This window comes from Flavobacterium sp. 22659 (genome assembly GCF_052044235.1).
In the GTDB taxonomy this organism is placed as follows: Bacteria; Bacteroidota; Bacteroidia; order Flavobacteriales; family Flavobacteriaceae; genus Flavobacterium; species Flavobacterium johnsoniae.
The window spans coordinates 138,295-158,377 of record NZ_JBQEMU010000006.1; the positions used below are offsets into that span (position 1 = coordinate 138,295).

The 20,083-nt window shown below is 34.3% G+C and carries 15 protein-coding genes and 2 tRNA genes; 11 read left to right on the forward strand and 6 right to left on the reverse strand.

What is annotated here, in order from left to right; genetic code table 11:
- Nucleotides 1–228 precede the first annotated feature (228 nt).
- The 7 genes from ACTJIW_RS08800 to ACTJIW_RS08830 all read left to right on the forward strand — a co-directional run bounded on the left by ACTJIW_RS08800 (nucleotide 229) and on the right by ACTJIW_RS08830 (nucleotide 11,265).
- Nucleotides 229–3,420, forward strand: a complete 3,192-nt coding sequence (locus ACTJIW_RS08800) for a SusC/RagA family TonB-linked outer membrane protein (RefSeq protein ID WP_440715195.1) — start codon at nucleotides 229–231, stop codon at nucleotides 3,418–3,420.
- Nucleotides 3,421–3,433: 13 nt separating this feature from the next.
- Nucleotides 3,434–5,032: a RagB/SusD family nutrient uptake outer membrane protein gene (locus tag ACTJIW_RS08805; protein WP_440715194.1), complete on the forward strand. Its 1,599-nt coding sequence runs from the start codon at nucleotides 3,434–3,436 to the stop codon at nucleotides 5,030–5,032.
- A gap of 19 nt (nucleotides 5,033–5,051) precedes the next feature.
- Nucleotides 5,052–6,089, forward strand: coding sequence for an IPT/TIG domain-containing protein (locus ACTJIW_RS08810; protein ID WP_440715193.1), 1,038 nt, complete (start codon nucleotides 5,052–5,054; stop codon nucleotides 6,087–6,089).
- Nucleotides 6,090–6,282: 193 nt separating this feature from the next.
- The gene (locus tag ACTJIW_RS08815) at nucleotides 6,283–7,245 is read left to right on the forward strand and encodes a T9SS type A sorting domain-containing protein (RefSeq protein WP_440715192.1); all 963 of its coding nucleotides are present in this window, start codon (nucleotides 6,283–6,285) and stop codon (nucleotides 7,243–7,245) included.
- Nucleotides 7,246–7,365: 120 nt separating this feature from the next.
- On the forward strand, nucleotides 7,366–8,601 hold the full coding sequence (locus tag ACTJIW_RS08820; RefSeq protein ID WP_440715191.1) for a glycoside hydrolase family 27 protein: 1,236 nt from the start codon (nucleotides 7,366–7,368) through the stop codon (nucleotides 8,599–8,601).
- Nucleotides 8,602–8,611: 10 nt separating this feature from the next.
- On the forward strand, nucleotides 8,612–9,580 hold the full coding sequence (locus ACTJIW_RS08825) for a glycoside hydrolase family 5 protein (RefSeq protein WP_440715190.1): 969 nt from the start codon (nucleotides 8,612–8,614) through the stop codon (nucleotides 9,578–9,580).
- A gap of 593 nt (nucleotides 9,581–10,173) precedes the next feature.
- Nucleotides 10,174–11,265 carry an outer membrane beta-barrel protein gene (locus tag ACTJIW_RS08830; RefSeq protein WP_012026910.1) on the forward strand — a complete coding sequence of 364 codons (1,092 nt, stop codon included), beginning with the start codon at nucleotides 10,174–10,176 and terminating at the stop codon, nucleotides 11,263–11,265.
- Between the two features lie 399 nt (nucleotides 11,266–11,664).
- On the opposite strand, the gene ACTJIW_RS08835 is transcribed toward ACTJIW_RS08830, so the two are convergent.
- The 5 genes from ACTJIW_RS08835 to ACTJIW_RS08855 form a co-directional block, all read right to left on the reverse strand.
- Nucleotides 11,665–12,570 carry an N-acetylmuramoyl-L-alanine amidase gene (locus ACTJIW_RS08835; RefSeq protein WP_073408714.1) on the reverse strand — a complete coding sequence of 302 codons (906 nt, stop codon included), beginning with the start codon at nucleotides 12,568–12,570 and terminating at the stop codon, nucleotides 11,665–11,667.
- Between the two features lie 31 nt (nucleotides 12,571–12,601).
- On the reverse strand, nucleotides 12,602–13,150 hold the full coding sequence (locus tag ACTJIW_RS08840) for a hypothetical protein (RefSeq protein ID WP_012026908.1): 549 nt from the start codon (nucleotides 13,148–13,150) through the stop codon (nucleotides 12,602–12,604).
- A 41-nt stretch (nucleotides 13,151–13,191) separates the two neighbouring features.
- The gene (gene rimO / locus ACTJIW_RS08845) at nucleotides 13,192–14,505 is read right to left on the reverse strand and encodes a 30S ribosomal protein S12 methylthiotransferase RimO (protein WP_012026907.1); all 1,314 of its coding nucleotides are present in this window, start codon (nucleotides 14,503–14,505) and stop codon (nucleotides 13,192–13,194) included.
- A 160-nt stretch (nucleotides 14,506–14,665) separates the two neighbouring features.
- Nucleotides 14,666–16,171, reverse strand: a complete 1,506-nt coding sequence (locus tag ACTJIW_RS08850; protein ID WP_149206464.1) for an OmpP1/FadL family transporter — start codon at nucleotides 16,169–16,171, stop codon at nucleotides 14,666–14,668.
- Nucleotides 16,172–16,220: 49 nt separating this feature from the next.
- On the reverse strand, nucleotides 16,221–17,258 hold the full coding sequence (locus ACTJIW_RS08855; protein ID WP_121360389.1) for a hypothetical protein: 1,038 nt from the start codon (nucleotides 17,256–17,258) through the stop codon (nucleotides 16,221–16,223).
- A gap of 102 nt (nucleotides 17,259–17,360) precedes the next feature.
- Between ACTJIW_RS08855 and proS the strand changes: the two genes are divergently transcribed.
- The 4 genes from proS (at nucleotide 17,361) to rpsT (ending at nucleotide 19,511) form a co-directional block, all read left to right on the forward strand.
- Nucleotides 17,361–18,839, forward strand: a complete 1,479-nt coding sequence (gene proS, locus ACTJIW_RS08860; protein WP_440715189.1) for a proline--tRNA ligase — start codon at nucleotides 17,361–17,363, stop codon at nucleotides 18,837–18,839.
- Between the two features lie 78 nt (nucleotides 18,840–18,917).
- A tRNA-Glu gene (locus tag ACTJIW_RS08865) sits at nucleotides 18,918–18,989 on the forward strand.
- A 45-nt stretch (nucleotides 18,990–19,034) separates the two neighbouring features.
- A tRNA-Glu gene (locus tag ACTJIW_RS08870) sits at nucleotides 19,035–19,106 on the forward strand.
- 153 nt (nucleotides 19,107–19,259) lie between these two features.
- Nucleotides 19,260–19,511 (forward strand): 30S ribosomal protein S20, encoded by a 252-nt coding sequence (gene rpsT, locus ACTJIW_RS08875; RefSeq protein WP_012026903.1) that lies wholly within the window; start codon nucleotides 19,260–19,262, stop codon nucleotides 19,509–19,511.
- Nucleotides 19,512–19,667: 156 nt separating this feature from the next.
- Here the strand turns inward: rpsT and ACTJIW_RS08880 are convergent, their stop codons facing one another.
- Nucleotides 19,668–20,078: a response regulator gene (locus ACTJIW_RS08880; RefSeq protein ID WP_012026902.1), complete on the reverse strand. Its 411-nt coding sequence runs from the start codon at nucleotides 20,076–20,078 to the stop codon at nucleotides 19,668–19,670.
- Between the last annotated feature and the right edge of the window lie 5 nt (nucleotides 20,079–20,083).

The window sequence follows — 20,083 nt, forward strand, 5'->3', positions numbered from 1 at the left end:
TTAAGGATTAAAGTTGTATCATTGCGAATAATGTATTTTTTGTATGGTTTTATTTTGATATATGTTTTTTTAAGCCTGTATAGTAAAAATATTATCATTAAATGATGTAATACTATCGATTTGATGTTTCGTTGTGTTATAGATTTGTTAAATAATTTAGAAGATAAATCACACCACTTTATTGCTTAATTATGATTAAAACAAATTTAAACTAACCAAACATTTATTATGAAAAAACTAATGACTAACTTTATTCATTGGAATGCTAACCACAGAGCGGTTCCTTTGATTTTATTCTTGCTGTTGACTAGTAATTTTATTACTGCCCAGGTTAAAATAACAGGAATAGTGTCTGATGATAAGGGAATGACAATTCCCGGAGCCAACATTTCTGTTGTTGGATCTAAAAATACTGCATCTTCAGACTTTGATGGTAAATACAGCATTGATGCTCCTTCAAACGGAACTTTGGTCGTAACTTTTATCGGTTTTGATTCTCAAAGAATTGCCATTGCAGGCCGAACAAAAATCAATATTTCTTTAAAATCAACTTCAGAAGACTTAAAAGAAGTTGTTGTAATTGGATATGGAACTCAGAAAAAGAAAGATGTAAATGGTGCTATATCTTCGGTTAGATCAAAAGATATTGAAAATCTAAAACAAGTTTCTATCGATCAGATGCTTCAGGGTAAAGCAGCCGGAGTTTCGGTTACTAATAACTCTGGACAGCCGGGTGGTGCAGCGTCTGTTAGAGTTCGTGGAACTACTTCTATTACCGGAACAAACGAACCTTTATATGTAATTGACGGTGTGCCAATTTCAGGAGATGCAACTGGTAAATCTACCAGCGGTCAGACTCTGGCAGGTAAAGATGGGTTTTCTGCTTCTGGAGGAAGCGGTAATACAGCAATGAGCCCGTTATCTATGATTAATCCAAATGATATTGAGTCGATGGATATTTTGAAAGATGCTTCGGCAACTGCAATTTATGGATCTCGCGGTGCAAATGGTGTTATCATTATTACAACTAAATCTGGTAGAAAAGGCGGTGGAAAAATTTCGTATGAAAACTATACTTCTTTCGCAACTGTAGCTAATAAATTAGATGTTTTAACGCTGTCAGAATATGCAACTTTAAAAACAAATTTGGCTAAACAATGGGGCTTCCAGACTCGTCAGGAATTTTCTCATCCTGAATTGTTAGGTAATGGTACAAACTGGCAGGATGAGGTATATAGAACCGCAATTTCAAACAGTCACCAGCTTTCATTTTCGGGAGCTAAAGACGGAACGAGCTACTATTTGTCTGGAAGTTATTTAAATAACGAAGGAACTATTATCAACTCTGGATTAAAAAGATATACAGTTAGATTAAACTTAGATTCAAAAATTAAATCTTGGTTAAGAGTGGGAGGAAATTTAACTGGAGGTATTACAAATGAAAGAATTACGGTAAACCAAAGTTATTCTGGGTTAATTTCAAATACTTTATTGCAGGCACCGGATATTCCGGTTAGAAATACTGACGGTTCATTTGCCGGACCGCCAACTTCTGAGCAAAGTGTTACTTACTATAATCCTGTTGCTGAGGCATTAACCAGAGAAAATAAATTAGTTAGAAAAAATTTCTTAGGAAATATTTATGCTGAGGCTGATATTTTTAAAGGATTAAAATATCGTATCGAGATCGCTGCAAACACAGAGTTTTCTGAGAATGATGATTTTAGACCATCATACGCGTGGGGAAGCCAGGTGAATTTATTAGCAGATTTAGATGTAAGAAGACAAAACTGGTATTCTACAAACATTAAAAACTTATTGACTTACGACAGAACTTTCGGTAAACATAAAATTACCCTTTTGGCAGGTCAGGAGGCAAATGATTCTCATTGGGAAGGTTTAATTGCATCGGCCCAGGGATTTAAAACAAATTCAATTCATACCATTAATTTAGCTGATGTAGATAATAATACGATTACACAATATAAAGGAAGTGCTTCGCTTTCGTCTCTTTTTGCACGTATTATTTATGACTTTAATGATAAGTACAGTATTACGGCTTCTATAAGACAAGACGTTTCTTCTAAATTCGATCCAACTACAGCTAACCAGAAAGGGGTTTTTAATGCGATTTCTGGTTCTTGGAAATTATCTAACGAATCTTTCATGGAAGGAACCCGTAAATATATTGACAATATCAAATTTAGAGTGGGTTATGGAGAAACCGGAAATCAGCAGATTCCAAACAATAGTTATTCAGCTATGTTAGGAGCACAGAATTCAGGTTTAGGAAGCGGGTTTTTACCGTCAAATTATCCAAATCCTGATTTAGTTTGGGAATCATTGAACCAAACGAATTTAGGTATCGATTTTACGTTGTTTAATAATAAACTTTCTGCAAGTTTTGATGTTTACGACAAAAAATCTAAAGGTTTCTTATTTCAGGTGCCATTGCCATTATACCTTACTGGCGGCGGCGGACAATATGGAGGAATTTCTGCTCCGTATTCTAACTTAGGAACAATGAGTAATAAAGGGTACGATATTACTTTGGGATATGATTTAAGATCTACTGGAAAATTTAATTGGGATACTTCTTTGGTTATTTCTCATTACAAAAATAATCTGGATGAAATCGCAAACGGAATTGTATTGACTCAGGAGGTTAATACTAACGGATATCAGCCGGTTGTTGTTACCAATACTACGATTGGAAACCCAATTGGATTGTTTTACGGATATAAAACAGACGGAATTTTTAAAGATCAAACTGTTTTAAACAATGCACCGCTTCAGTTTGGACAAGCTGTAGGAACAGGCGCTGGAGAAACTGCTTTGGGAGATGTTAAATACGTAGATGTAAATGGTGACGGAAAAATTGATGCTAATGATAAAACTTTCATCGGAAACCCGCATCCAAAATTCACTTACGGATTCACTAACAATTTCAAATACAAAAATGTTGACCTTTCTATTTTCCTTCAGGGATCATACGGAAATGATGTTATGAATTTAACGAAAAGAGCGGGTACAACAAATGCTTCATTATATGATAATCAATTAGTAGAAGCATTAGATTATTATTCACCAACTAATACGGCAAGTAATAACCCTAGACCAATTGCAAATTCTTCAAACAATAACCTGCTTATTTCAGATCGTTATGTTGAAGATGGTTCTTACTTAAGAATTCAAAATGTTACGCTTGGGTATTCTTTACCTCAGGATGTAATTTCAAAATATAAAATATCAAGATTAAGATTGTACGGATCTGCTCAAAACCTGTATACGTTTACAAAATATTCAGGTTACGATCCTGAGATTGGTTCATTTAATCAAAATGTGCTTTTATCAGGAATTGACAACGGAAGATATCCGGTAGCTAGAACATTTTTAGTTGGACTTAACCTAGAATTTTAAAAATTAAAGAAAAATGAAAAAGAAATCTTTTTTAAATAGATATAGCCTGCTTTTTATGGCAGTGGCATTTTTGACTTTCGGATCTTGTCAGGATGATTTTACTGACAGACCTTCTGAAGACGGAATAAGTTTAGATTCTTATTACAGTACAAATGATCAGGTAGCATCGGCAACAAATGGTATGTACAGCAGAACCTGGTTTCAAATGTATAATAAGTTTTGGTGGGCATTAGAAGTTGGTTCAGGAAATATGTATTCTGGTTCGCCAGACGTAAGTGGTATTCGAACATTTTCTTTAAATGGAAGCGACCCTGAATTAGTAAACGGCTGGTCGGCTTTATGGGCAAATGTACAGCAGTCTAATATGATTATTAATTTCCTTTCTGCCAGAGTTGGTCCGGCGGTATCTCAGGATGTATTAAATAATACTATTGGCGAAGCTTATTTTATGAGAGCCACTGCTTATTTTGATTTAGTAAGACTTTGGGGGCCGGTGCCAATTATCGAAAACCCATTAGATTATACAAGTAATCCTTATGTAAATACAAATACGGTTGCAGATGTTTATACATTAATTACTTCTGATTATTTAAAAGCGATTGATTTATTGGTAGAAAAAAACAGAGGGACAAATTATGCCAATAACGGGCACGTTTCTAAAGGTTCTGCAAGAGCATTTTTGGCAAAAGTGTATTTGTACCAAAAAGATTATGCAAAAGCAAGAGCAATGGCAGAGACTGTTATCAGCAGCGGTGAGTTTAAGCTTTTAGGAGGAGATCAGCTTCCTGGTAAAAGTTTTGCAGATTTGTTTACGTATGCAAATAATAATAATGAGGAATCTATTTTTGCTATTCAGTGGAAAGGTGATGGTAATTACGGGTCTGCAAACAACTGTAATACACAATTTGGATTTCAGGATGGAACATTGTCAACTTCAAACGCTTCTTATGCGGGAGTATTTGGTCCTAGCCAAGATGTGCTTTTGTCTTTATATGATGCAGGAGATGTAAGAAAGCACGAAACTGTAATGGCAGCTGGAGATGTTTACCCAACAATTAAAACCACACAAGGAATAGGATTTACAGTTCCAACTGGTAAAGATCTTGCTCAGGCATCTGGAGGTGCAATTAAAAAATATTGTATTGGTGTAGTTAACGGAAATGTTACAGGTCAAGCCGATGCATGGGCCATGATGGATAATAATACCTATGTAATGCGTTATGCTGAGCTGCTTTTAATTCATGCCGAGGCAGTTTTGGCAGGAGGAGCAAGCACATCAGATGCATCGGCTTTGAGATCAATCAATGCGGTTAGAAAAAGAGCAGGTTTAACAGATTTGACTTCAGTTACTTTTGATGATATATTTTTAGAAAGAAGGAAAGAATTATGTTTTGAAGGAGATTATTGGTTTGATTTAGGACGTATCGACAAAACAAAAGCAATCTCAATTATGTCGGCACAAAATAGAGGAGACAGATATGCAGCACAGCATTATACACCTGTGTATAGTGAAGATCACGCAACAAATGATTTCTATATGGATTATCCGGACAACGAAGTGGCTAAAAACCCTAAGTTATTGCAGGCACCAGTTCCGTATACTTTTAAATAATTTCTAAAATTTGACTAATATGAAAAATATAAAAATAAAATACCTTTTGCCTTTCATTACGATGGCATTTGTGGTACTGAGTGTGTTTTCATCATGCGATAATGACGATTCTTCCGGCAGTTCAGGAGCGCCTGTAATTACAAGCATTTCAAAATCTGTAGAAGGTGATTTAGTTCCGGTTACAATTGGTGATCCAAAAAATTACTATATCATTCAGGGTAAAGGTCTTGCTGGAGTAACAAAAATTTACTTTAATGATTTTGACACTTATTTCAATCCAACATTGGTTACAGATACTGCAATTTTTGTTTTAATTGATGAAAAAACACCTTATGCAGATGCAAGTAATAAATTGAAACTGGTTACAAATCACGGTACAATTTTGTATGATTTTGTTATCGCGCCGCCAACGCCTAAGTTTAACAGCTTTAATTCTATCAATGCGGCCGAAGGTGATATTGTTACAATATATGGAGATTATTTTCTGGATCCTGTAGTTAAGGTAGGAACAACTCAGGCTGAGGTAGTTTCTTCAACTTTAACAGAGATTAAATTTAAAATGCCGGCAAATGCAGCAGATAAATATGTAAGTGTTACTAATATCTCAGGAACTACTACTTCTGAAGAAGCAGTTGGATCTGCTCTGTACGACGATGTTATGCAAGGTGATGCAGGTCACTGGATGTGGAATGGAGATGATGTTTTTGATACCAACTTTAAAGATGATGTAGTGCAGGGACAAGCTGCAATTAAATTTGTTTTTGGAGGATGGAACGGAGCTGATATGAAATTTAACTCAAGAGATGTTTCAAAATACAAAGCATTTAGAGTAAAAGTAAAAAGCGTTTCTACAAAAACAGATGCTAGTGTAATATTTGTTTTTGGAGGATGGGCATATCAGATTAAAAAAACATTAACGAACAAATGGACTACAATTGAAATTCCGTTTTCTGAAATTGGAAATCCAACAACATTTGATCAGCTGACACTTCAGGAGTCTGGAAATTTTGGAGGAAATACAATTCTTATGGATGACATGGGATTTGTTTTAAAATAAAAATCATTTTTTTGGTTTTGAGTTTTGTTTAAATATTCCCTAATCTACTCAATTAGGGAATATTTTTTTATTGTTTTGATATTGAGGTTTTTATATGGTTGTTTTAGTATTGTTTTTTGAAAAAATAGTATCTTTTTTGATGTTTTTTTCTGGTTAAATTTAATTCCTTCTAACAAATCAAAAAGAAAAAAATATGAAAAAAAATGACTCTCAATTTTCAACAAAACAAAAATTTCGTTTGTTGAGCATTATCTTAATTTTAATGAGCTTTAATTTAAATGCTCAGGAAATTTTAGGTTTAAATCCTTACTGTTTAGCTTCAAATCCCACTTACACGGTTACTGCTCCGGCAAATACAGTATATGATGAAGTAGTATGGTCGTGTACAGATCCTGCAGTAACCTTTACAGGAAATCCGTCGCCTTTGTCTCTTTCTAAAGTAGTATATAAAAGCCCAGGATTTATTGCCACAGGAGATACTCTTACTGCACAATTTAAAAATGCCGGTGTAGTAGTTGCAAAAAGACAATTAGCGTTTATTTCACCGCAAATGCCCGTACAGCCTAGTTATGTAGTTTCAAAAACAAATGATTACTGTACATCTCAATATCATATTATAGTACTTACAGTAACTCCTAATCCAAACCCGAGTTCAAATACCAATTTTTCAATTACACCAACTATAGCAGATGCAAGTATTGTAATAACTCAAACCTCTAAAAATGTTTTCGAATTAAAACTGCCATTAAACGGACAGCCTTATTTTATATATAATATAACAGAAACAACCCCAATATCAGGATGTCAGTCAAATACTTTGTCATCGACTTCATACGGTAATTCGGTTTCGTTAAATTTAACAGGTTGTGCTAATACTACTCCTAATCCGGGAACAAATTATGATTTTACGTTGTCACCAAACCCATATAGTAATGGTAATATAACAATTACAGCAAATGCAGTTTCTTCACAATCTGTAGCAACATGCAGAATTTATGACAGTTCAGGTGTTTTAAAACTAAGCTTTTCTTTAACTAATTCATACACATCCATTCCGCTTAGAAACGCTATACCGTCATTAACTACTGGTGTTTATATTTTTCAGATAACATACGCAAATGGAACTGTGAAGACTAAAAATTTAGCTGTGAATTAAAAAAAAATGTTCTTCTTAAAAGAAAGAACTCCAATTCGAGACATCGATTTGGAGTTTTTTATATATTATTTAAATATTTCTATAAGCCCATAATAAACAAAATATCAAAAATAAAGTAAAATGAAAAAAACAATAGTACTATTAGCTGTTTTGAGCTCATTTAATTTTGGCTTCAGCCAAGGAAATACGCACACACAAACAGGAGGTAAATTTGAAGGTCTTGCCATGACACCGCCAATGGGATGGAATTCATGGAATACTTTTGCAACTAATATAGATGAGAAACTGGTAAAAGAAACAGCAGATATTATGGTTTCGTCTGGTTTAGCAGCTGCAGGCTATAATTATATAGTGTTAGATGACGGCTGGATGACAAAGGAGCGTGATGCAAATGGTGATCTGGTTCCTGATCCGGCTAAATTTCCTAACGGAATGAAAGCTCTTATAGATTATGTACACAGTAAAGGTTTAAAATTTGGGTTGTATAATTGCGCAGGTACGCAGACTTGTGCAGGATATCCGGGAACTCGCGGTTACGAATATCAGGATGCTCGTTTTTATGCCAAACTTGGAATTGATTTTTTAAAATACGATTGGTGTAATACAAAAGGTATTACAGCGCCAGAAGCTTATACCACAATGAGTAATGCTTTAAAAACTGCTGGAAGGCCAATTGTTTTCAGTCTTTGCGAATGGGGCGATAATCAGCCGTGGGAGTGGGGAAAACCAGTTGGAAATCTTTGGAGAATATCCGGCGATATTTATCCTTGTTTTGACTGCGAATTCAAACACCCTGAAAATTGGTCTTCGTGGGGATTCATGAAAATTGCCGAAATGCGAAAAGATATCCGTAAATATTCCGGCCCGGATCATTGGAATGATTTTGATATGATGGAAGTAGGAAACGAAATGAACGATACCGAAGATAAATCGCATTTTGCTATGTGGTGTATGCTTTCTTCACCATTGTTTACCGGAAATGACTATAGAAAAATGTCTAAAGAAACCTTAGCAATTTTAACAAACAAGGAGTTAATCGCGATAAATCAGGATAAATTAGGAATACAAGGATTTAAACATTCTGCTGAAGACGGTTTAGAAGTTTGGGTAAAACCTTTGTCTGATGGAAATTGGGCAGTAACTTTTTTAAATAGAAGTGATGTTTCTAAAAAGATTAATTTCGACTGGAAAAAGAATGCTTTTAAAGATCTTGATTTTGGTTATGAAGCTGATTTTAATAAAATAACATTCAAATTAAAAAATCTTTGGACAAATAAAGAAGCAGGAAATACCAAAAAGAACTTTACGGCAGAATTAGCCTCTCATGACTGCATAACATTGAAACTATCTCTTTAAAAATAATGATATGATTAAGTTAAAAACAAATTTAATTATAGCAGCTCTTTTATTAATCTGTTGTTTCTCGCAGGCACAGTTTGTAAAAGAACATGGCCGGTTAAGTGTTTTAGGAACTCAATTAGTAGATCAAAACAATCAGCCAATAGTGCTGCGTGGTTTAAGTTTTGGCTGGCATAGTATGTGGCCTAGATTTTACAATGAAAAAGCAGTAAGCTGGCTGAAAAAAGATTTTAAATGCAATGTGGTTCGCGCCGCAATGGGAATTGAACTTGGAGAATACTCCTATATTAAAGATCCGAAGTTTTCAAAAGAAAAAATAGAAGCTGTTATAAACGGTGCTATAAAATCAGATATATATGTAATTATCGATTGGCACAGTCATAATATCAACCTTAAAGAGGCAAAAGATTTTTTTGCCGAGATGTCTAAAAAATATGCCAAGTATCCTAATATTATATATGAGATATTTAATGAACCCGATTATGAAACCTGGTGGGAAGTGAAAACCTACTCTGAGGAAGTAATACGCGTTATTAGAGAAAATGATCCAAATAATATTATTTTGGTTGGAAGTCCGCATTGGGATCAGGATGTTGACCTTCCGGCAGAAGATCCAATTTTAGGATACAATAATATAATGTATACCATGCATTTTTATGCAGCAACACATGGTAAAGATTTAAGAGATAAAACAGATAAAGCAATAAAAAGAGGTCTGCCGATTTTTATTTCAGAATCAGCAGGAATGGAAGCTTCTGGAGACGGGCCGCTAAATGTAAAAGCCTGGCAGGAATATATTGACTGGATGGAAGCTAAAAAACTCAGCTGGATTACCTGGTCAGTTTCTGATAAAGACGAAACTTGTTCTATTCTGAAAAAATCAGCAAAATCTGAAGGGAAGTGGAAAGATGAAGATTTAAAAGAATCTGGAATAGAGGTTAGAGAGTTTTTAAGAAAATATAATAATCAAGAGTGATAAAAAGCTCTTTGTATAAATTGAAAGCCTGTTCAAATTTGAGCAGGCTTTTTTGTTTTTGTATTCTCTAAAATTTGATAGTCAAGCATGTTTTAATGAGTGAATTTGAGTATGTGTTTTTGTAGGAAAAATTATTGTCTGTTTGTGAGGTTTTTGATAAGTGTAAAATTAAGTCGTTTTGTTTGTTGTTTTTTATTTTTTAATCAGTACCCCATTTTTTTATGGGGTATTTTGTTTTTTAAATTGTTTTTAAGTCTGTTTTGTGTCTGTTTTTTCATTATAAATTTTAAATTACCCTGTATTTTTTGGTTTTAAGGTTTGAAATGCGTTGTTGATTTTTCAAAAACAAAACGCTATAAATGCCAAATAACAATTATTGGCAGTTTAATTTTTGTAATCCATAATTCTTCATTGAAAACGTCAAAAAAGTAGTTTTCAATTATTCTACTCATACAAAAGTTAATAAATTCGCTAATGAAAATGAAGAGGTTTTAGGGGAAGATTCAAGGTTTTAAAAATGACTTATACTATTAAATAGATATATAAAAGATTAACTAACCAAAATCAATTAATAACTAAAAACCAATTAACACATGAAAAAAGTATTTTACGTTTTAGCTGCCACGTTAACGAGTTCTTTTGCTTTTGCGCAAGAGGATGAAACATCAACTCCGCCGGCAACAACTTGGGGAGGGTCTGCAGATGCATACTATAAATATGATTTTTCTAAACAAATGAATGGATTAACGAGCTTTACCAACTCACAGGATTCATTTGAATTAGGAATGGCTTCGATCGAAGCAAGTCATACTTTCGGAAAAGCTTCTGTTTTTGTTGACTTAGGATTCGGGAAAAGAGCAGGGGAATTTTCATATAATGAAACAACAGATAAAGATATTAATGCTAAATTTTTAATTAAACAATTATTTTTTACTTACCAGATTACAGACGAATTTAAAGTGGTTGCAGGTAGTTTTGGTACTCACATTGGATACGAAGTGTTAGATGCTGTAGACAATAAAAACTACAGTATGTCATACGCTTTCTCTTATGGGCCATTTTTTAATACAGGGGTAAAAGCACAATATACTGCAGGTAAATTTACTGCCATGCTGGGTATAACCAACCCAACTGACTTTAAATCTGCAATGGATGCCGGATCAAGCCAAAAAACATATATCGGACAAGTTGGATATATAGGTGAAACTGGAAGTGCTTATTTGAATTTTACATCAGGAAGTACAAACCCTACGCCGGGAAGTTTGATTCCGGTTTCAAATGAAAATAAAACACAGTTCGATTTAACTGCTTCAAAAACCATCAGCGATAGTTTCGGATTGGGTTTAAATGCAACATATGCTAAAACAAAACATGATTTTGACAGCACATTAGACGGTGAATGGTTCTCATTAGTAGGATATGCAAATTACTCATTCAGTCCATCATTGTTATTGGCTTACAGAATGGAATATTTTGATGCTAAAGATGCTGCTCCAAGTTTAGGAACATTAACAGGATCAAGTGTATTTGCTAATACAATTTCATTAAACTATAAAGTAGGGAAATTGACAATAATTCCCGAGTTAAGATACGACGCTGCTTCTGAAGATATCTTTTTAGATAAAGACGGTGCTCCAACAGGAGGTTCATTCTTCGGATTAATTGCTACAACATACTCTTTCTAGAGATAAAGATTGATATTTTTTTTTTTTTTTTTGGAGCTGTCGAAACATATTAATGTTTTGGCAGCTTTTTTATTGCTGTTCCCAATAGATATAGGGATAAAAGAATTAAATAGATTGTTTAATCTTTGGTTGAGGTTTTTTGTCGTGAATTTCACGAATTCCACAAATTAAATTTTATAGTAGGATAGAAGATCTTACAAATTTTCTTTACACAAACTTTGAAATACATTTTACGTACTTGTTACTCTGTAAATAATTAGTGAAAATTCGTGAAATTCGAGGCAAAAAATAGGCCTAGAGAAGAGAATAATAATCTTTATAATCTCTTAATCTGCGGCGAAAAAAAAACGCATTCCAATAAAATTAGAAATGCGTTTATATATTTATTAATTGATGTCTTTACTGAATCTGTTTTTTATATATAGAATATATCGTATCAATTGTTTTGCGGTCAAGCGTTGCAGTTGTATCGGTTTGAATATAATGCAGTTTAAAAGCCTGAATTGCTGCCGAAAGATTCTTAGTGTTATAACCAATAATTCTTAATGCAGGTTCAATTTTAAAATCAAATGGTGCTTCTTCAAGAACAGCGTCAGGCCAGATTCCGAAACCTTTTTCGGCTAATGTTTTCCACGGAAATAAAGCACTTGGATCTTGTTTTCTTCCTGGTGCGATATCAGCATGACCTAAAAAGTTTTGTGTTGGTATATTGTAATCTTTTTTCAGTTTTGTCAACAAAGCTACCAAACTGCTTATCTGAGCTTCTGTAAAAGGTTTAAAACCATTATTATCAAGTTCAATTCCTATAGATGAAGAATTCAAATCGGTATTTTTTCCCCAGGTTGAATTTCCTGCGTGCCACGCTCTTAAATAATCATTAAGCATTTGAACTACTTTTCCATTTTCAGAAATAATATAGTGAGAACTTACCTGAGTTCTTGTTTTTGTAAATGTATTAATAGTTTGCTGTAAAGAATCCTGTGCAGTATGATGAATGATTACAAAACTTGGTTTTCTTAAGTTAAAGTTTACAGTACCAATCCATTCTGTACTAATTCCATTTAATAAAGAAGTAGAACCTGTTTTTGATAAAGTATCTTTTACGATACCAAGCTGCGATGCATAAGTAGTGTCGATAATAAGCGGACTTACTGACGGTATTGTCTGTGCTTCTTTACTTGTAATTTGATTTTCTAAAGTCTTTAACTGCTGGTCGTATGCCTTTTCAGTAGTCTTATATGGATTTGTTGAGCAAGAAGTTATAATAATTGCTAAGATCAGATAACAAAAAAGTTTTCTTACCATGATAGTTTACATTTTATGAAGTTTGGAACAATTATTCCTGAATTTTTTCAGCTGGTTTTTCTTCTTCTTTATTGTCTTTATCTTTTTTCTTCTTTGATTTTGGCTTTTTGATTTCTTTAAAATTTTCCATAAAAGCAGTATATTTTTCTACCTGATCTGGATTTAAAAAAGCAGTGATTTTTTTTGTCATGCTTTCTTTTAAAGCTTTCATTTGTTCCATTTTCTGATCCTGAGAGCTGCTTTCATTTTTTAAAAGAATTCCTTGTTCTCTTAAGCCGTCAGCAAAAACATTTGTAATTGCAATTGACTGAAGCTCGTCAAGATTAACAGCCGGTTTCATTTGTTCAACAATTTTAGCAGCAGTTTCTTCAACAGGAATTTCTTTTGGTTTACTGGTGTTGGCTTGTGGTCCAGACATCATGCTTCTGTCCATTCCCATTCCGCCGCCTCTTCCATATCCGCCATAACCGTTACCGTACCCGCCGTAACCATTTCCATATCCATTTCCGTATTGGGCAGAAACAGAGTTGAAACAGAATAAAGTAAAAACTAAAATAATTAAGTTTTGTATAGGTTTCATAAAAATATTTTTGTCTGCGTTAGCAATTGTTTACGGTAAATTTAAGCAGGTTCTCCGTATAAATCAAATTCTGTTGCTTCAATTATCTTGATATTAACAAATTCGCCTGTTTTTACATAATGCTTAGATGCGTCAATTAAAACTTCGTTATCAACATCCGGGCTGTCAAATTCTGTTCTTCCCACAAAATGAGCACCTTCTTTTCTGTCAATGATACATCTAAATACTTGCCCAACTTTTTCTTGGTTTAAATCCCATGAAATTTGAGACTGAAGTTCCATGATTTCATTTGCTCTTGCCTGTTTTACATCGTCCGGAACATCGTCTTCAAGTAAGTAAGCATGAGTGTTTTCTTCATGTGAATATGCAAAACATCCCATTCTGTCAAACTTCATTTCCTGAACAAACTCTTTCAGAATTTCAAAATCTTCCTGGGTTTCTCCTGGGTATCCTACAATTAAAGTGGTTCTAATTGCCATTCCTGGAACTGCAGCACGGAAATCTTTTAATAATTGAGTTGTTTTAGCCTGAGTTGTACCACGACGCATTGATTTCAAAATTGAATCTGAAATATGCTGCAATGGAATATCAATATAATTACAAATTTTTGGTTCGCGTTTCATTAATTCCAAAACATCCATTGGGAAACCGGTAGGATAAGCATAATGCAGACGAATCCACTCAATTCCTTCAACAGCTGCTAAAGCTTCTAATAATTCTGCCAGATTTCTCTTTTTATAAAGATCTAAACCGTAATAAGTCAAATCCTGAGCAATTAATATTAATTCTTTAACGCCGTTTTTCGCTAAACCTTGTGCTTCTTTAACTAATTTTTCAATCGGCTGAGAAACATGCGAACCTCTCATTAACGGAATTGCACAGAAACTGCAAGGTCTGTCGCATCCTTCGGCAATTTTTAAATAGGCATAATTTTTAGGAGTTGTAGTTAATCTTTCTCCTAATAATTCATGTTTATAATCGGCTCCTAAAGCTTTCAATAATTGAGGTAACTCAGTTGTACCAAAATATTGATCCACATTTGGAATTTCTTTTTCTAAATCAGGTCTGTAACGTTCAGACAAACATCCGGTAACGAAAACTTTATCAACTAAACCTTTGTCTTTTTTATCAGCATATTCCAAAATCATGTTTACTGATTCAGCTTTCGCGTTATCAATAAATCCACAAGTGTTAATTACAATAATGTTTCCTTCATCCTTAGCAGTGGCTTCGTGTGTAACTTCTTTTCCGTTAGCACGAAGTTGTCCCATAAGCACTTCACTGTCATATACATTTTTTGAACACCCAAGAGTGATTACGTTAATTTTGTTCTTTTTTAAAGACTTGGTTCTCATACTTTTATAAATTGGAGTGCAAAATTACACTTTTTTATTCAAACACCGCTTGTTTCGGTTTTATTTAGGTGTTTTTTATAAAGGTTTCTAGTAATTTTCAGTCAAAAAAAATCCGCCAAGTAAACCTGACGGAAATTTCCATTCATCTATTTATTCTTAATTACAATTCAAATAATAAGGTCAAAGTCACATTGTTTAACTTTGATGTAATGTTTGCGCCGTCAGTAAGTCCTGTTGTAAAGAAACCTTGGTTAGATTTTCTTTCTAAATAAGAGTAAGCCAGATCTAATTTTGTAGAACCAAAGCTATACCCTAAACCTCCAGAATAGCTGTTTAAGTCTCCAATTGTAGTTCCGTTTTTATAAGGGCTTCCTTCAAAACGATATCCGCCTCGTAAACTCAATTGTTTTATTTTGTATTCGGCACCAACTCTTAATTCTCCGGCAGTAGTAAGCTGATTGCTGATGTCGTTGTTAACTCCTCTAAAACCTGTGTCGTTTGTTGGTTTAAATTTAGTGTTGCTGTAGTCTTTAATTGAGTAATCTAAACTAATTAAGCCTGATTTTCCAAAAACATAAGCACCGCTGAAAGTAAACTTACCTGGTGTTTGTAATGTATAAGATTCGTATACATTTACAACGTTTGGATTTATGTTTTCAAAAATTTCCGGTCCTCCAGTTGCTTGTCTTGTTGTGCCAAGGCTTTGGGATACTTCGTCATAAAGACTGTACCAAGTATTCGATTCATAAGCTAAACCAAGTCTGAATGCTTCTGTTACTTTTGCAATAGCTCCTAGCTGAAAAGAAAAGCCGTTTCCGTATGTGTAAAGTTCATTATTGAAACGTAAATTAGAAATAGTTGCAGTAGGCTGTAACGGATTAGAGTTATCTTCGTAAAAACTGCTCGATCTTCTATAATCTGTAACGTGAACATTTAAGTTTGCTCCGAAATAAAGTCTGTCTTTGTAAGAACTTGCAATATTGAAACTTAATTTACTATTGTACCCGCTTGTGTGAATTCCATTTTCTTGATAGTAGTTTCCACCTGCAGGAACGTTTGATGTGTATTGGGTATTTGTGTTACTGTTTTCGTTAACAGGATTAATTACGTGTCCGTAATATCCAAAGTAAGCCTGTTGTTCGTTGTAAAACTGATCTCTGTAAGGAATTCCTGTTATATTTCCTAATTCAATTCCATTAGCAAAATTTACAAAATATGATCCAATAGAATTTGTTGGATTTGTGCCGGCAGAAAAAACATTATTGTCAAAATTATTAGTGTTTTCGTAACTGGCGCCAATCGCAATTTTGTTCCATCCGTTATTTGGATTATGGTCTTTAAAAACAAAAACAGCTCCGGCTTGATTTAAAATAAAAGAATTCTCTTTATCAGAAGTTTGTGTTCCAAAATAGTTAGAGTTGTTTTTAATATTTTGATTGCTGAAAGAAACTCCAACCTGATTGTTGTTAAATACGGCAGATCCGGCAGGATTTACAGTAATGGCAGATAAATCTCCTCCAACAGCTCCAAAAGCACCGCTCATTGCTCTGAATCTTGCAGTTCCAGTCAAATTGTCTTGTGCATATCGTACAGCATCAGAAACTTCCTGAGAATATGAGACGCTGACAGTCAGTCCTGTAATAAATAGGAATAATATTTTTTTCATTGGGTAATTATTTAGTGTGTGATATTAGATTGGAAAAAGGGCGAAAATGTTACCTTCTTCCGCCTCCTCCGCCACCGTAAGATCTTCCTCCGCCGCCACCGCCGCCGCCAGATGATCTCATGCTTCCTCCTCCGCTGTTCATTGAACGTGATGGGCTAGGAGAGTAGCTTCTTGATGAGTTGCTGTTGCTGCTGTTGTTGTAGCTTCTGTTTGAAGGCATAGTACTGCTGCTTGATCTTCTGTTAGAATAATCGTAAGTGCTGTTTTGGCCTTGAGTAGAATAGCTTCTTCTATTAGTGAAGTTTGGGCTCGAACTATCGTAAGTTCTTCCATTTACAGATGAACTTCTTCTGTAGTCAGAATAGCTGTTTGATCTATTGGTGTAATTTCTGTTTGTAGTATAGCTGTTTCTGTTAGAGAAACTGTTTCTGTTGGTAGTATAACTTCTGTTTGAAAGGTAGTTTCTGTTAGAAGCATACGCTCTGTTTGAAGAATAATATCTATTGTTGTAGTAAGCAGCAGACCCTCTTCTTCCGTAGCTGTATGAATAGTTTCCGTAATAGCCGCCTCCCCAGTATCCTGGATAACCCCATCCTGGTCCCCAGTAGCCAGGGTATCCCCAAGCATATCCTGGATAACCCCATCCGGCTCCCCAGTAGCCTCCGCCCCAGTATCCGCCGTAACCCCATCCGTAATAAGGATATCCCCATCCTAGTCCAAATGACCAGCTCGGAGTAGAGTATACGTTTACAGATACATCTGAATTACTGCTTCCCCAAGCAGGGTAAGCTGTAGAAGCGGTTCTTGTGCTGTCGCTTTCAGAATAATTGCCATAATTGTCTACATCTGTGAAAATTTCAGTTGGCTGATCATCTTCTTGTAGTGATCTAAAATAATCTCTATATTGATTGTTTGCTGCTGTGGTATTGTTTGTTTGAGCATATCTGTTGGTAGAATTACCATAAACACCATCACTGTCATAATAAGATGTGTTTTGGTAAGAACCACATGATGCTAAAAGAAAACTCAGTAATCCAATTAAGTAAAAATGACTTGAGTTTTGGCGGAGAGTAGTATAAGTTTTCATATCTGTGGTGTTTTTTATTGTTGCACATTACAAAAATAGTTAGTTTTGTCAAACTATTTAGTTAAAATTATTTAAAACAAAATTTGTGCCAAACTATATAATATGAGTAAGAACCTTACTACACGATCAGAAGATTATTCCAAATGGTATAATGAGCTGGTTGTCAAAGCAGATTTAGCTGAAAATTCAGGAGTTAGAGGATGTATGGTAATCAAACCATACGGCTATGCAATTTGGGAAAAGATGCAGGCAGAGTTAGATAGAATGTTTAAAGAAACAGGACATCAAAATGCTTATTTCCCCTTATTTGTGCCGAAGAGTATGTTCGAAGCTGAAGAGAAAAATGCTGAAGGATTTGCAAAAGAATGTGCTGTTGTAACGCATTACAGGCTGAAAAATGACGAGGACAGACCAGGGAAACTTATGGTTGATCCTAATGCGAAATTAGAAGAAGAGCTTATTGTTCGTCCAACAAGTGAGGCGATTATTTGGTCTACATATAAAGGATGGGTGCAGTCTTATAGAGATTTACCTTTGCTTATTAATCAATGGGCTAATGTGGTTCGCTGGGAAATGCGTACACGTTTGTTTTTAAGAACTGCCGAATTTTTATGGCAGGAAGGGCATACGGCTCACGCTACAAAAGACGAGGCAATTGAGGAATCGGAGAAAATGATGAATGTTTATGCTGATTTTGCAGAAAACTTTATGGCAATTCCGGTTGTAAAAGGTTTTAAAACTGAAACAGAGCGTTTTGCCGGAGCAGATGAAACGTATTGTATTGAAGCTTTGATGCAGGATGGAAAAGCTTTACAGGCTGGAACTTCACACTTTTTAGGTCAGAATTTTGCAAAAGCTTTTGATGTGAAATTTGCTAATGCAGAAGGAAAACAAGAGCACGTTTGGGGAACGTCATGGGGAGTTTCTACTCGTTTGATGGGGGCTTTAATTATGACACATTCTGATGATCAGGGATTGGTGCTGCCTCCAAATTTAGCTCCAATACAAGTTGTAATTGTACCTATTCATAAAACAGATGAACAATTAGCTCAAATTACAGCAGCGGTTAATGAATTGACTGCTAAATTGAGAAAGCTTAAGATTTCTGTGAAATATGATGATAGAACAACTCAAAAACCAGGATTTAAATTTGCTGAATGGGAATTAAAAGGTGTTCCTGTTAGAATTGCTGTTGGGCCAAAAGATTTAGAAAATGGAACTTTTGAGGTTGCAAGACGTGATAATTTATCAAAAGAAGTTGTGGCTGCTGAAAAAATAGTGGATCATGTGAATGATTTATTAGAGCAGATTCAAAAGGATTTATTTGACAAAGCTTTGACTTATAGAAATACTCATATTACAGAAGTAAATAATTTTGAGGAATTTAAAGAAGTTTTAGAAGGTAAAGGAGGTTTTATTTCGGCTCATTGGGATGGAACTGCAGCTACTGAAGAAAAGATAAAAGATTTGACAAAAGCGACCATTCGCTGCATTCCTTTGGGTGCTGTTGAAGAGGCGGGAACCTGCGTGTTTACTGGGGAACCTTCTTCTAAAAGAGTGCTTTTTGCAAAGGCTTATTAAAAAAATATAGATTTTTTTGCATTAGGTGTTGCGCAAATAAAAAATAGATGTATCTTTGCATCCGCAATACAGAAGCGCGGTCCGTTCGTCTATCGGTTAGGACGCCAGGTTTTCATCCTGGTAAGGGGGGTTCGATTCCCCCACGGACTACAAGTTATATTACATATTGAAAAGTTTCCAACTTAGGAGAATATTGGTCCGTTCGTCTAGGGGTTAGGACGCCAGGTTTTCATCCTGGTAACAGGGGTTCGATTCCCCTACGGACTACAGAATTAGTTGTAAATAAGTTTTGTAAAACAAAAATTGGTGTCTCGGTTCTTGTTTTATTAGTTAAAACCAAAGTGATTGTTTACAGTTGTGGGAGGTTTTTCTTTTTTAACTAGTATTTATAATAATTATTACATCTAAAATTAAAAGAAAATGGCAAATCATAAGTCAGCATTAAAAAGAATCAGAAGTAACGAAAAAAGAAGAGTTCTTAACAGATATCAGCATAAAACTACTCGTAATGCTATTAAAGCATTAAGATTAGCTACTGATAAATCTGATGCTGCTGCTAAATTATCAACTGTAATCTCTATGATCGATAAATTAGCTAAAAAGAACATCATTCATGATAATAAAGCTTCTAACTTGAAGTCTAAATTAACGAAACACGTTGCTAAATTGTAATTAAATACAATTATAAGATATAAAAAGTCCTCTTTTCGAGGACTTTTTTTTGTTTAGGTATTATTGGAATTTTAATTTAAAAATTCCTGAATCAATATGTCTGAAGTTTTGAATGAAATAAGTAAAAAGTATTAGATTTAAATATTGGTTTAAATTTTATATCCCAATTTTCTTTTTGAGATATTCGAGCATTGCCTGTGTAATTGGTTTTGAAAGAAAGTCTATTATTATAGGATATTTTTTTGCTTTAGCTAAATCCTCAGGATCTATTGTAGATGACAATACAATAACTTTTGCGGTGTTAAACTCTGAGTAAGCTTCAGATGTAAAGTGATCTAAAAATTCCCATCCGCCCATAATTGGCATGTTTAAGTCTAAGAAAATTAATTCTGGTTTTTTTTCTACTTTATTTTTGTTGTTGTATTTTAAAGTATTGAAGTGATGAAGTGCTTCTTCTCCATTTTGAGCAGTAATAATTTCATTTGCAAACGAAGATTTTGAAATTACTTTTTTACACAGCATCAACGTAATTGGGTCATCGTCAATGCATAAGATTTGCTCAAACATAATGA

Coding starts and splice junctions, on each gene's coding strand:
- ACTJIW_RS08805 (WP_440715194.1), top strand. CDS start 3,434: ATGAAAAAGAAATCTTTTTTAAATAGATATAGCCTGCTTTTTATGGCA.
- ACTJIW_RS08840 (WP_012026908.1), bottom strand. CDS start 13,150: ATGAAACCTATACAAAACTTAATTATTTTAGTTTTTACTTTATTCTGT.
- ACTJIW_RS08835 (WP_073408714.1), bottom strand. CDS start 12,570: ATGGTAAGAAAACTTTTTTGTTATCTGATCTTAGCAATTATTATAACT.
- proS (WP_440715189.1), top strand. CDS start 17,361: ATGAGTAAGAACCTTACTACACGATCAGAAGATTATTCCAAATGGTAT.
- ACTJIW_RS08855 (WP_121360389.1), bottom strand. CDS start 17,258: ATGAAAACTTATACTACTCTCCGCCAAAACTCAAGTCATTTTTACTTA.
- ACTJIW_RS08820 (WP_440715191.1), top strand. CDS start 7,366: ATGAAAAAAACAATAGTACTATTAGCTGTTTTGAGCTCATTTAATTTT.
- ACTJIW_RS08810 (WP_440715193.1), top strand. CDS start 5,052: ATGAAAAATATAAAAATAAAATACCTTTTGCCTTTCATTACGATGGCA.
- ACTJIW_RS08800 (WP_440715195.1), top strand. CDS start 229: ATGAAAAAACTAATGACTAACTTTATTCATTGGAATGCTAACCACAGA.
- ACTJIW_RS08850 (WP_149206464.1), bottom strand. CDS start 16,171: ATGAAAAAAATATTATTCCTATTTATTACAGGACTGACTGTCAGCGTC.
- ACTJIW_RS08830 (WP_012026910.1), top strand. CDS start 10,174: ATGAAAAAAGTATTTTACGTTTTAGCTGCCACGTTAACGAGTTCTTTT.
- ACTJIW_RS08825 (WP_440715190.1), top strand. CDS start 8,612: ATGATTAAGTTAAAAACAAATTTAATTATAGCAGCTCTTTTATTAATC.
- rpsT (WP_012026903.1), top strand. CDS start 19,260: ATGGCAAATCATAAGTCAGCATTAAAAAGAATCAGAAGTAACGAAAAA.
- ACTJIW_RS08815 (WP_440715192.1), top strand. CDS start 6,283: ATGAAAAAAAATGACTCTCAATTTTCAACAAAACAAAAATTTCGTTTG.
- rimO (WP_012026907.1), bottom strand. CDS start 14,505: ATGAGAACCAAGTCTTTAAAAAAGAACAAAATTAACGTAATCACTCTT.
- ACTJIW_RS08880 (WP_012026902.1), bottom strand. CDS start 20,078: ATGTTTGAGCAAATCTTATGCATTGACGATGACCCAATTACGTTGATG.